Here is a 13,067-nt window from a genome sequence, read left to right as displayed (position 1 = left end):
AAGTTCTCTTGTAGCGACATTCCGAAAAGAATTCGTGCTCCAAGGCTGAAGGGGTGTCGGGTCAAATTGTCGTCAAAAGCAGACCTGGCTCCATTTTTTCTTCCTAGACCAGATTGATCATTGAGAGAATCATGGACACAGCCACGATCCTGAACCTAAAAATATCCTCTGCCGAATGCGTCAACTTCGCCTCCGCTCAGAATTCGGTGCCGATCCTCCAGAGTATAGAGATTCAAAATACGTCAGATACCCCGTTAGAAAATCTAACGTTGGAACTCATTCCATACCCTCAATTTTGCCGAAATAGGTCATGGGCTGTCGACAGGATCGGCGCCCAAAGCGAAGTATCGTTTTCCGATTTGCGCCTGAATTATGATTTTGCATTTTTCGATGGCCTCAATGAAGCTGAACAAGGACAACTCAACTTCCGGCTTAAACAGTCCGAGAAAGTCCTTGAAGAGCAAATTTTGCCACTGCGACTTCTTGCTCGCGATGAATGGGGCGGTGTGGGGATGGCGAGTATTCTTGCGGCATTTGCCTCTCCCAACGATCCCGTCATCGCCCGAGTTTGCAAGCAGGCAAGCATGCTGCTGGAGAAAAGCGGCCGACAAGGGGCGTTGGACGGCTATCAAAGCACAGACCCAAAAAGAGCATACATGCTTGCGGCCTCAATCTGGTCCGCCATTACAGGGATGGCGTTGAGCTATGCAGAGCCTCCGGCTTCGTTCGAGACCAAGGGACAGAAGATCCGAAACTCCAAACGGATCTTGGAAGAGGGGCTTGTTACATGCCTTGACGGAGCACTTCTCTTCGCAGGTGCTTTAGAGGCTGCGGGGCTCAACCCGGCCATTGTCTTTACCAAAGGGCACGCCTTCGCAGGTGTATGGCTTGCAGACAAGACTCTTCCCGCTATTGAAGAACCTGATGTCATTGAACTGCGCAAAGCCATTGCCGCAAGGGAATTCATCGTTTTTGAAACAACACTTGTTACGATGCGGCCCGTTGCAGACTTCAACCAAGCCGTAAAGAACGCCCAGGGCCAACTCGCCGAAGAAAACGAAAACAATTTCGAACGAGCCATCGACATACGACGAGCACGCTTTGCTGGAATCACGCCTCTGGCTGCGCATCAAACGGGAGGGACTTCGGAAGGAGGGAACGAGGAGGTAGCTCCTGCCTCTCTACCCCCTGAACCGGATTTCGGCTTACTGCCTGGCGAAGTCGTCGACGAGACACCGCAAACGCCCCAAGGAAGAATCGACCGCTGGCAACGGAAACTGCTCGACCTCACCCTGCGCAACCGTTTACTCAACTTCAAGGAAACTAGGCAGACCATTCCTGTCTTGTGCCCGGACCTGCCAAAACTTGAAGACATGTTGGCGGAGGGAAATTCCCTGCGCATCATCTCGCTGAAGGACGAGAATCCAATTGGTGCTCGCGACCCGGAACTTTACCGTCAACAGCATGGGAAGGATATCCATGAAGCGTTCGCCAAGGACGCCATGGAACGTAAGCAACTTTGCATTCCGCTTCCTGGAAATGAGATGCGCAACAGGCTAATCACCCTTTTTCGCAAGGCCAACAGTGAAATGCTCGAGGGAGGGGCTAATACTCTGTACCTCGCTGTCGGCTTTCTCAGGTGGAAAAAGGCGGAAAGTGATCCCACCATTTATCGGGCACCCATTCTGCTGCTTCCGGTTTCACTCAACCGTCGCTCGGCGCAATCCCACTTTTGTCTGACTCACCACGAAGATGACATTCGGATTAACGCCACTCTCCTGCAATTTCTACAGCGCGATCTCGGGCTCAAAGTGCACAAGCTTGAGGGGGAACTCCCCACCGATGACGCTGGCATTGATGTCCCACTGATATTCGCCCACATGCGTCAGGCGGTGAGAGACGTCCCAGGATTCGAAGTGGTCGAGGACGCGGCACTCTCTACATTCTCTTTTGCAAAATACTTGATGTGGAAGGATTTGGTCGATCGGACCGACGATCTGAAAAACAATCGGTTGGTCAAACATCTCATCGATTCGCCCGAAACGCCTTTCGAGCAGGCTTGTGGTCAAGCATGCCTCCCCCTCCCAAGCGAAATCGACAAAACGATTTCTCCCCGGGAATTACTGACGCCTCTCCCGGCCGACAGTTCGCAACTTGCCGCCGTTGTCGCGGCAATGAAGGGGTATGACTTCATCGTGATAGGTCCCCCCGGCACAGGAAAAAGCCAAACTATCGCGAACATGATCGCCCAATGCCTGTCCGTCGGCAAACGAGTCCTCTTTGTTGCTGAGAAATCAGCCGCGCTCAATGTCGTTTACCGAAGGCTTAAGGCATACGGTCTGGGCGATGTCTGCCTTGAACTTCATTCCAACAAGACAAACCGAAAAGAGGTATTGGCACAGTTGGGAGCCGCATGGGAGCGAAGCGAAATTTATTCCGCAAGTGCCTGGCAAATTGAAACAGATCGACTCAAGGATACCCGAGACCGCCTCAACCACTATGTCGAACAACTGCATGCCCCAGGGAGCCATGGTTTCAGCATATTCCAAGCAATCGGCATGGTTGTGGGACGTCGTCAGAAGTTTTCACTGAAATTTGACAACCTTCGGTCGCATGACCCGGCAATGTTTGATCGACTCGAAGACACTGTCAGCCAGGCAGCCCGAATTTACTCCATTGTTTGCAATTGTGGAGGATTCGACAGCGTCGAGACGAAGGATTGGTCTTACAAATGGGAAACCGATCTGGTTGAACGTGCCGAATCTGTTCTTGTCGCCATTCCTCCACTCAAGGACACGGCAGATGCACTTGCAGAAATAATCGGTCTCCCCAAGGTCGAGGAAATCGATCTCGAACGTATTAAAAAATTACATCAATTCTACGAAGTTTGCCAAATCACTGCAGAGCAGGACTATCGCAACGTCATCGACAAGGAATTAGACCAGTTGGAAAAGGCCGCCGCCTCTTTGGGCACGGCAATTACAACCATCCAGCAAGCGCGTTCCAACTTGTCGGCCAGTTATGATAATACTGAATTAAAACGAATTCCCATAGATGATATAGACCGGCAGTGGCGGGAGGCCAATGCCAAGATGTGGCCTTTTTCCGCCTTTGGCCGTCGGCGGGTAACCAAGCTTCTCCAGAGTTACGCCGCAAACGGCAAAGTGGATGTCGCCAAAGAAATTGCTCCGTTACGTCAGCTTCAAAACAATCTTGAAGTCGTCTCTCAAAGTGAATTGGTGGAACTTCCTGTATTTCGGGATGAGTCAACCGACGGGAAGGCAGTTTCCGAATACCTAGAACAGGCTGGCAGGTTGCAGCAGGCGCTCAATGAAGTACGCCGGCATGCTGCGGATGTGGATCATTTCAGCGCCACCTTGGAAGCCTTGCTGAAAAAACAACAAGGTAAACCGGAAGTGGCTCTCTTGGCTGAAGAATTCCAGTCGGCCTTGAAAACATTCAAAGACGCCTGCGATGCATACTTGATTCACGCCGGGGGAAAACTGCATTTTACTTCCATTGAATCGCTCGCAAAAGATCTTCGCCACATTATCGACAATAAAACGCAACTCGTGAATTGGGTCCCGTGGGTGGTCGTCAGAGAGCAAGCTCAGGCTTTGGGGCTTGCCCCTTTTCTTGATGCCCTCAAGTCGGGAGAAATCGATAACGCTAACGTCGACTTCCGTGTAGCCTACTTCAATTGGTGGATACCGCTTGCCCTGGACGACAGTTCCGAACTTCGAGGCTTCCGTCATTGGTCCCACGAAGACTTGATCAAGGAATTCAGGATACGCGACAAGAAAGTGCAAGAACTGGCTTCCGATCAAATTTTGAGGAAGGCCACTCATGGACTGCCGAACAAGGACACCGTTCCACGTCGATCTGAGCTGGGAACTCTGCGGCACCAACTTGGCCTGCAACGCCCCAGCCTCTCCATCCGTAAACTCATCGAGGGGATGCCAACTGCATTCACCAAACTGGCGCCATGCATGTTGATGTCCCCTCTGTCCGTGGCGCAATACCTGCCTGCTGACCAGACGCAGTTCGATGTGGTCATCTTCGACGAGGCATCCCAGATCACGACCTGGGATGCGGTTGGCGCCATCGCCAGGGCGAAGCAGTCCATCATCGTGGGTGACCCGAAACAGTTGCCCCCCACAAATTTCTTCGGGCGTACCGACGACGAAGACTTGGATGACTTAGCTGAATACGAAAAGGACCTCCCCAGCATCCTTGAAGAAGCCGAAGCGGCGGGCCTTCCGCCGATCCAATTGAACTGGCACTACCGCAGTCGCGACGAGTCGCTGATATCCTTTTCTAACCACCATTATTATGGGGGCAGACTCATCACCTTCCCGTCGCCCAAAACGGAATCGGACGCTCTCGTTTTCCACAAGAACAATGGCGTCTATGCCAGAGGAACTGGTCGAACCAATATCGAAGAAGCACGGGAGATTGTGCAGTTCGCTAAATCTCGCCTGGAAGACTGGCTCGAATACCCCGAAGAAAATCGCCCAACTCTCGGAGTCATCACATTCAACATCCAACAACAGGAGTTGATCCTCAATCTGTTCGACGAGGCCAGGACTGCCAATCCGAATCTGGAGTGGTATTTCAGCGATGATCGGGAGGAACCGCTAATCGTTAAAAACCTGGAGAATATTCAGGGAGACGAACGCGACATCATGTGCTTTTCCATCACGTTCGGGAAGGACAGTGCGGGTAAAATTTCGATGAGTTTCGGCGCTCTCAACTTGGATGGCGGTGAAAAGCGACTCAATGTTGCCGTGACGCGAGCCCGGTCCGAGATGCATGTTTTTTCATCTATTGATGGCGATGATATCGACACAGCAAGGACAAAATCCCTTGGCGTTGCTCACCTCAAGAATTTTCTGGATTACGCAAAAAAGGGATCAATTGCCTTGCCAGCAATGAATTCAGATTCGGTAGGAGATGCCGAAAGCCCATTTGAAGAAGCTGTGATGGCAGCGCTTCAGAACAAAGGATGGGAAGTGAGGCCTCAAATCGGCGTCTCCGGCTATCGCATCGATCTCGGCGTAGTCCATCCCGATCACGCCGGAGCCTACCTTGCCGGTATCGAATGCGACGGAGCCAGCTACCATAGCTCAGCAAGCGCTAGAGACCGAGACAAAATCCGGGAGGGAGTGTTGCGCAACCTCGGTTGGAGCATCATCCGTATCTGGTCAACGGACTGGTTCATGAATCCGACGGATGCACTCAAGCGGGTCCATGACGAACTGGAAGAACTGCTTGATGCCTCTCGAGTAAGGGAAAAAGAAGAAGCGGCAAAAGCCCAAAACCGTCCTGAAAAACAGAAGGAGTGGCGCGAAGCCCCAGAAGCGCTCGTCGCCGAGATAGCAGGACTGGAAGACTCGATGGCCGCTCCACAACTCCAGCTTCTATTAGAGATTAGTCCAGCTACGTCGATCCCCTTAAATCCAGTTATGAAGGATTCCAGTTCCCTCTATGCTAGGGATGCCCAGATACCTTCGAAAGGCGTTACAGGGGAAGGAGTCGACTTAGATTGGCCTGTCCAGCCGAACGCAGAGCTTTTTTTCGATCCGGAGTATCGGGCAGTCCTTGCTAGAATGATTGACCATCTCGTTGAAAAGGAAGGCCCCATCGAGGCCAATCGGCTGGCCCGCACTATCTGCAAGGCCCATGGCTGGCAAAGAACCGGTGCCAAAATTCGACAGCAAATCGATGATTGTATGGGCGATAACGAATCTCACCAGGAAGATGAAGTGACGTTTGTATGGGCCCCCGGAACATACCGGGAAGAAGTTCCCTACAGAGCAATCGAAGATCGCAGCACCATGGAAATTTCACGTCACGAATTATTCGGGCTCATTGCGGCTCACCCGGAACTCAAGATGAGTGAGGACCAAGTTCGCGATTTAGCGGGAATGTTAGAGATCAAACGACTGTCAGCAACGGTGAAAAGCTATCTTGAAAATTGTCTTATTATGTATTTCATGCGTGACAGTTAAAACAACGGTGAGCGATGCCCGGAAGTCGATCATGAAACTTGAACTGTGGTGAAACCCTCAAGAATTGAGTGGTCCGAAGTTTCCCGGCAGGTCAAGAGCAAGAAGTCTCCGTTGTAAAGGTACAGTATTTAAAAAGCTATGATGCACTTACTTACCATATAAAATATCTTTACTCTAAAACAAAACTTCATCGTTACCAGTTTTGATATAACAAATCCCTTAAGAATGACAAAAAAAAGCTTAACGTTTTTTATATTTTAGCTCGGCGTTATATTTCAATCGGAGTACTTAAGTGAGTCAGCAGGAATTACACGACTTAATTATTTATCAAGATAGATACTTTGAGATATTGACCGATTTTTTCCTCAGCGTGACAGGGTGCCTACCACGTGACTTTTCACCATTGGATAACTTTTCGGAATCTATCCAAAGAATGGCTATTACTTTAAGAGCAAACCCTAGCAGAGTTGAAGGTGCTATGGTGGCATTTTCAACTCTCGAAACAGAACTTAAGAAACTATATTCGGAAGACGGTGGTAAAGCCTTTAGCGCAGCTAAGAAACTAGATGCATGTAAATTGAATCTTGGTGGAAGCAGTCGTTTCTTTAAAACACAGTTAAATGCTACACGCAAATCACTTCTATATACCGATACGGTTTTAATTCCAGACCCTGTAATGCCATGGCTAGAGAAAAAACGAGACGAAGAAAAGTTCAGACATGTTATCCCGCTTCAGATGGCATTTTTCATCTTGCATTTGTCTGATCTTAAAGGATATAATTTTGATCTCCCACCATTTTTTGTGTTTCCAAGTTTTGAGAAGTCACTTGAAGAATATGATCAGCAAACGCAAGAAAATAGCATTCAGCTTATCACCGATGTATTTTCACATTATGTAGACTCAGGCATAGTGCACCCTCAAGATATTATGGAGTTTGCTGCAAAATACCCTGACCTGTACTTTGAAAAAATTGAAGAAGCGAGGCTCTTTGTCTCACCCGGGTCTGAGCCTGGGGAGCCTCTAAAAGTTGAGTTAGAAAATTACAAGGTTGAAATGAGGCAATGGAGGTCAGAAGATTGGTGTAATGAGCTGTTTTCGAAAGGTGATGCTAGTGTTGTAACCAACGCGATTTTTGAGCGTATTATGCCAAACTATCATTTACTGGAAAATTCCGATGAGCTAAGAAGCCATCCATTTCTGTGTGTAAACGCACAGGCGCATTATTACCAACTTATCGCAAATATGAAAAATGCATCTGCTGGTGAATTTGCTTCATTTGATCCATCTACATCAGCAATTCTACAGTCTCTTACGTCTAAAAGGCTTGATTATTTGGCCAATATCAAAGACGCGCAGCTCGCGGCATTGAGGAAAACCGATGAGAATGTTGAATTTAGGAGAGTATTAAGAGATTTAGTTAACAGTTTGCCTAATGCCAATATTGAAGATTTAGGGTATGTTGCTGCCGAAGTATGCTCTCATATTGAAAGAGCTATATCGAGACACGAGAAGCAGATTTCCTCACTTAATGATAAATATCAAGCTAAACATAAATACACAGCTTTAATTGCTAGCGGCACACTGGCTGTCACGATGTTTCCAGTTCTTGCCCCTTTCTTAGGTGCATTACTTCCGCTAGGTGGGGCTGCTGCAGCAGGTAAGTATATTTCTGATAAGCTCGATGAAAAAGCAGAAGTTGGACAATTTTCTCACTCCATGATGGGTGTGATCTCGAGAGCGAAAGGGAAATGAAATATAACATGGCGCTGCTACGGAAATTTCCGCAGAGCGCTGCGTTATAGTTTTTTTGAAATGATTCGTGTGTGGGCTTTTTGTGGGTTTTTGAACCCACAGGAACCCACACAAGACTACATGAAACTACGTAACTAGATAAATTCAGTAGAGTAAAGCGTCCTTCATCGTCCTGTCACGCCGGAGGCCGTGGGTTCGAGTCCCATCGGCCTCGCAATACGTTCCTGTTCGGATAAAAAGCCGAATGATTGTTAATTTCAAGATCTGCCCTCCTCCCCAATTGTTCAAAATAGGGGCATGAGAGGACAAAGGGGATATATCAAATGATCAGCATTGAGTTCTTCATCACATCGTTAATCGTGGTGCTTATTCCTGGAACCGGGGTAATCTACACAGTCTCTACCGGGCTTATCCAAGGTCGAAAGGCAAGTGTGTTCGCCGCGTTAGGGTGCACGGCCGGGATACTCCCCCACCTCATGGCTACAGTTTTGGGTCTTGCCACCATCATGCATACAAGCGCGCTTGCTTTCCAGACTCTGAAGTACGCTGGTGTTGTTTACTTGTTCTACGTCGCTTATGCGACATGGCGTGACAAGGCGGCTTTCGCCATTGACGCAACCCCTTCCACAAAAACGGCCGTTGGCTTGGTCGTAAAAGCGTTCCTGCTCAACATTCTCAACCCCAAACTGACCATCTTCTTCTTGGCTTTCCTTCCGCAATTTATTCAACTAGGCACGGACGAGCCTCTTTTCCAGCTTCTTCTACTCAGCGCTACTTTCATGGCGATGACGTTCATAATATTCGTTATCTATGGTTTTCTCGCACATGTATTCCGCAAGACCGTTATCGAGTCTCCACGAGTGCAAACCTGGCTGCGGCGTGGATTTGCCTCTGCATTTGCCAGCCTCGGGGCGGAGCTTGCGCTCACAGATTAATAGAAGCTAATTATGGGGCAACCCCAGCAATACTTGCTCGGAAAGAATACATTTCTGGAAAAGCTCTCCCTCTGCTCAAGGACAAAAGCGCCTTCAAGGAAAACCCTCGCGCCCAGCTCGTTGCCGACCGCCCGTCCTTGGAAGAGGCTAGCTGGCGCAGAGAGCCGTTCACTCCGAGACGCAGCCATCGGCAAGGCCTGCCATGAATTTGGCTATACCCAGGCGCACGTCGCCGCCGCGACAGGTTTGCATTATTCAACGGTAAGTAAAAATTATTCGAAAATTGGAATAATTCAAGAGCCAAGCCCCTCCTCCCCGCTTGAGGAAAATGAAGGGACTCCCGTATTTTCTCACCAAGGCCGCGGGATTCGAGTCCCATCGGTCCCGCCAAAAGAAACCTTCCGCTCCCTTGCTCGGGGTAACGGCTTGAGGATATTTTTTCTGTTCTCCTGACATGGTATCGTGATATGCGTTATCAACCGACCGTCACTTCGGGACCCGGCGGATGATCGTTTTGCTGCGGTCTGATTAAAAAATACGATGAAAATCATCATTAAACGAATCTACGATCCCGTGGAAGACGATGGCGTCCGCGTTCTTGTGGACCGGGTCTGGCCGCGCGGCATGAGCACGGAGCGCGTGCGTGCGGACGCGTGGCTCAAGGATGTCGCCCCGAGTACGGCCCTGCGCCGATGGTTCGGGCACGCGCCCGCGCTGTGGGAGGAATTCAAAAGACGTTACTTTTCCGAATTGGATTCCCGGCCCGACGCAGTCGCGCGACTGCTTCAACTGGGCAACCACGGCACGCTGACGCTGCTTTTTTCCGCGCGCGACCGGGACTGCAATCAAGCGGTCGCCTTGAAGGAATATCTGGAAACACAACTGCGATGAGATGCATCCGCCGGTTGAAATCCGCCGCAACGACGCCGGGGCCAGCACCTCTCGTAAAAGGAGATCGACATGCATGCGACAAAAGAACTCATCTTGGAACACCAGGACATCGAGCTCATGCTGGAAATCCTGAAAACCGTGTCAACGCGACTGCTCGACGGAGGTGCGGTCCCCCCCGAACATCTTGAAGGCATCCTCGAATTTTTGACGGTTTTCGTCGACAAGTGCCATCACGGCAAAGAAGAGAAATACCTGTTTCGGGCCATGGAAGCCGCCGGAGTGGACCATATTACCGGGCACATCGGAGTCTTGATCTATGAGCACGAACAGGGCCGCATCCATATCGCCCGGATCAAAAATGGACTGGCGGGGACCTTGGGCGTGCCGGACATGACAGAAGTGCGGGCTGCCGCGGCGGATTATGTGGAGCTGATGGTCCAGCATATCACCACGGAAAACACGGATGTTTTTCCCATGGCTGACAAGATCCTGGATGCAGGCTCGGTCGGCAAGCTTTGCGAAAACTTCAAGAAGCACGAGCGAGAGTGGATTGGAGAAGGAAAACACGAAGAGTTCCATACGCTTCTGGAAACGCTGCAGGACGTGTATCTGAAGTGATGGCTGTTCGAGTCCCATCGGTCCCGACAAAAGAAGACAAGGGATTTCAGTTTAGCCTGAAATCCCTATTTCTGTTTGTAGGGTCTGATTTCAGATTCAGTCGTCGTATTGAGCCAAAGGATGGCTAAAACAAGACCAAATCGGGACTGATTACGGTTTAACCATTTTGTAGCGATGATAGATGTCATGAATCCGCTTGCGCATGTCCTTGATTGATTGGGATTGTTCATCGGTGGAGAACACCGGCTCGTGAATGGTGTATATCGCGTTGGAAAGTTCATCCACGACATGTTCAATCGCCTCACACCACTCCAACGTGCAGCTATCGCTCATCTTCTCGGCTTCGGTGATATCCTGTTCCAGTTCGATGAGCGCCTGTTTCAGTCCAGCCACATAATCGCTCCAACCGTGGTCGTAGCTCGCCATCGCCTTCGCATGCCAACTCATATCAACACCTCCTAAGGTTGAATTAACGAAACATTCCGTAATAAAAGGATAAACAATGATTTTCCTTCACTATAACTCCTTTTTGAATCAACGCGCAAGATCTATTCATTACGACACACTAAAGCGTGCTCTCTTTGAGCACGCTTCTCCGGGGTGGGGTTTGATCTGTTAAAGGCGAGTGTCAAATCTTGAATCTTGAATTTTTCTGAAATATACTGGCACACGAGTCCCGCACGGGTCCTCATGCGCCGGGCAGGAAAGCCCGGACGAAGGCCGCATCAACACGAGAGAGCAACGGCAGACTATTCATGACGCGGCAATCGCATCAAGCGCGCCAATCGCACCAATCGTTCACCACCCGTGTGATCGAAGCCATCCGCAGCATTCCCGCCGGCAGGGTCGCCACGTACGGGCAGATCGCGGGCATGGCCGGAAACCGGCGGGCCGCCCGGCAAGTCGCGCGGATTCTCCACACATGCTCCCACACGCACGGACTCCCTTGGCACCGCGTGGTCAACCGGGAAGGACGCATCGCCCTTGGGGCCGCCAATGGTTATGAAGACCAGAAGCGGTTGCTCGAAAATGAAGGCGTAGAGTTCGACGATACTGGCAGCATCGATCTGGAGCGCTACCTCTGCATTCAGGTTCCATGCCGCTATCCCTGCGTTCCTAACGAATGAATCAATTCTCTGAGACATCCACCGAACAAGCTCAGCAGCCAGGATCGCCGTCCGTAAGCGATCACTTCCCAACAGCCGCGCAACCCCGGACTGCCGCAGCGTTGGCTCGGCGTGAAGGTGGCCAGGGCCGCTGTCACGTAGCCGAAGACGCCAAAGCGCAAAGGTGAGGTTCACTCATCAAAAGGACCGAGGTCAAGATAAAGCACTCCTGCGGGCCGGGAAATTAGTTTTTCTCGCCTCGGAAAAAAACTACTGGATAACATCTCGAATTTCTTTGTCTTCTCTTGGGAAAAAAATAGAAATTTTGCACCCGGAATTTAGTTGACTTTCAACCCAAATCCGGCCGCCATGCTTTTCCATGAACTCTTTGCATAAGATCAATCCAAGCCCGGAGCCTTTTTCCCCTTTTGTACCAGACTGTGATGTTTTGAAATCAATAGAAAATATCTTAGATTTAGTCATTTGATCCATCCCTACGCCATCATCTTCAACAGAAATAGTGACATCACCGCAATCTTGGGTTGCAGAAATTGTCACCGATCCTCCTATATTGCAAAATTTGAATGCATTTGAGAATAGATTGCGCAATACTGAATTGATCATTTGCTCATCTGCAAAAACTTTCAACCCAAACGGCACCATGCATTTCATAGATATTTTTTTTTGATCAATCGTGCTTCGTAACAGTATCAGTGCGCGATTGATCAGGTTGTCCAACTCAAGTTCGCGTGGTTTAAATGTGGCCATCCCGCGCTGCATTGATGCCCATTCCAGAAGATTCTCCAGCAAGGCAAACAGTCTTTGCACGGAGGAATACATGCTCTCGTAGATTTTTTGTATTTCATCGACTGAAAAATTTACATGATTTTCAGATAATAGCTTGGTGAGGCTGAGCAACCCGGAAATTGGAGATCGTAGGTCGTGCGCAATAATCGAAAAGAACTTGTCTTTTTCAACCAAAACCTGTCGAAGTTGATCGCTGGTTCGTTTTATCTCCATTTCTGTCGTTTTGCGATCAGAAATGTCTGTTACAAATGCCAAAATCAATATTATATTTTCGCTTATATCTCTTACAGCACGTGCGCTTATAGACACCCACGCGACCATTCCATCCTTGCGTAGAAAACTACATTCATAATTGTTGACTGAATCATCTTTTTCTATAATTTTTTGTATTATATTTTTATCTTCTGTGTTTATATAAAATTGATCCGAAAATGTCGAAATTGATTTTTTTAATTCATCATCTAAATTATATCCAAGTATTTTCATGAATGCATAATTTACTGAGAGAATTTTTCCATCTACTGTTGAGGCGTAAAAACCAATAGGGGCGTTTTCAATGAGTTCAAAATAATCAAAAGATGGAATGCGTCCAAAATTTCTCCGCGTTGATATTATTTTTTCGACCATCGACAACTCCATTATCAGAGCTTGCGTCTTGATTAAAAACGTTGTCCATATTTGGATGCTGAGCAATTAATGCTACGAAACTACACGAAAGGTCTTTGAATTGTTCGACATTCACAGACTCAACGCCTGTGATAACTATCAAGCTTTTAAATACATTTAGTCGCGCGTCAGATTTTATCACAAGAGAAAGTGACCCGCGTGGCTCTTTTTATAACCAGATCTATTCACAAGCAATATTTCTAAATACGCTTATAGAAAAATTTGATTTCATTGTGTGCCTATTCGAGTTAAAATAAGCATCGATCTTGAGTTTGTCGAC

The 13,067-nt window shown here is 48.8% G+C and carries 8 protein-coding genes; 6 read left to right on the top strand and 2 right to left on the bottom strand.

Annotated elements, in window-relative coordinates; genetic code table 11:
- Nucleotides 1-131: 131 nt before the first annotated feature.
- The 5 genes from proA (at nt 132) to DBAC_RS06075 (ending at nt 10,208) form a co-directional block, all read left to right on the top strand.
- On the top strand, nt 132-6,011 hold the full coding sequence (gene proA / locus DBAC_RS06095) for an anti-phage protein ProA (protein WP_015773401.1): 5,880 nt from the start codon (nt 132-134) through the stop codon (nt 6,009-6,011).
- Between the two features lie 292 nt (nt 6,012-6,303).
- Nucleotides 6,304-7,764: a hypothetical protein gene (locus DBAC_RS06090; RefSeq protein ID WP_015773400.1), complete on the top strand. Its 1,461-nt coding sequence runs from the start codon at nt 6,304-6,306 to the stop codon at nt 7,762-7,764.
- 323 nt (nt 7,765-8,087) lie between these two features.
- Nucleotides 8,088-8,699 carry a LysE family translocator gene (locus DBAC_RS06085; RefSeq protein WP_015773399.1) on the top strand — a complete coding sequence of 204 codons (612 nt, stop codon included), beginning with the start codon at nt 8,088-8,090 and terminating at the stop codon, nt 8,697-8,699.
- A 540-nt stretch (nt 8,700-9,239) separates the two neighbouring features.
- Nucleotides 9,240-9,590: a DUF488 domain-containing protein gene (locus DBAC_RS06080; RefSeq protein WP_015773398.1), complete on the top strand. Its 351-nt coding sequence runs from the start codon at nt 9,240-9,242 to the stop codon at nt 9,588-9,590.
- A gap of 69 nt (nt 9,591-9,659) precedes the next feature.
- Nucleotides 9,660-10,208: a hemerythrin domain-containing protein gene (locus DBAC_RS06075; RefSeq protein WP_015773397.1), complete on the top strand. Its 549-nt coding sequence runs from the start codon at nt 9,660-9,662 to the stop codon at nt 10,206-10,208.
- Nucleotides 10,209-10,358: 150 nt separating this feature from the next.
- Here DBAC_RS06075 and DBAC_RS06070 read toward each other — a convergent pair whose 3' ends face one another.
- Nucleotides 10,359-10,655, bottom strand: a complete 297-nt coding sequence (locus tag DBAC_RS06070; RefSeq protein ID WP_015773396.1) for a hypothetical protein — start codon at nt 10,653-10,655, stop codon at nt 10,359-10,361.
- Nucleotides 10,656-11,017: 362 nt separating this feature from the next.
- Between DBAC_RS06070 and DBAC_RS06065 the strand changes: the two genes are divergently transcribed.
- On the top strand, nt 11,018-11,335 hold the full coding sequence (locus DBAC_RS06065) for an MGMT family protein (protein ID WP_043811889.1): 318 nt from the start codon (nt 11,018-11,020) through the stop codon (nt 11,333-11,335).
- 249 nt (nt 11,336-11,584) lie between these two features.
- On the opposite strand, the gene DBAC_RS06060 is transcribed toward DBAC_RS06065, so the two are convergent.
- Complete coding sequence (locus DBAC_RS06060; protein WP_015773394.1) at nt 11,585-12,748, bottom strand: PAS domain-containing sensor histidine kinase; 1,164 nt, start codon at nt 12,746-12,748, stop codon at nt 11,585-11,587.
- Between the last annotated feature and the right edge of the window lie 319 nt (nt 12,749-13,067).

The sequence above is a fragment of the Desulfomicrobium baculatum DSM 4028 genome (assembly GCF_000023225.1).
GTDB lineage: Bacteria > Desulfobacterota > Desulfovibrionia > Desulfovibrionales > Desulfomicrobiaceae > Desulfomicrobium > Desulfomicrobium baculatum.
This window is presented reverse-complemented; position numbering and strand designations above follow the sequence as displayed.

Bases quoted from the DNA above. Each gene is read 5' to 3' on its own strand.
- DBAC_RS06080 (WP_015773398.1), top strand. From the start codon at position 9,240: ATGAAAATCATCATTAAACGAATCTACGATCCCGTGGAAGACGATGGC.
- DBAC_RS06075 (WP_015773397.1), top strand. From the start codon at position 9,660: ATGCATGCGACAAAAGAACTCATCTTGGAACACCAGGACATCGAGCTC.
- proA (WP_015773401.1), top strand. From the start codon at position 132: ATGGACACAGCCACGATCCTGAACCTAAAAATATCCTCTGCCGAATGC.
- DBAC_RS06085 (WP_015773399.1), top strand. From the start codon at position 8,088: ATGATCAGCATTGAGTTCTTCATCACATCGTTAATCGTGGTGCTTATT.
- DBAC_RS06070 (WP_015773396.1), bottom strand. From the start codon at position 10,655: ATGAGTTGGCATGCGAAGGCGATGGCGAGCTACGACCACGGTTGGAGC.
- DBAC_RS06060 (WP_015773394.1), bottom strand. From the start codon at position 12,748: ATGGTCGAAAAAATAATATCAACGCGGAGAAATTTTGGACGCATTCCA.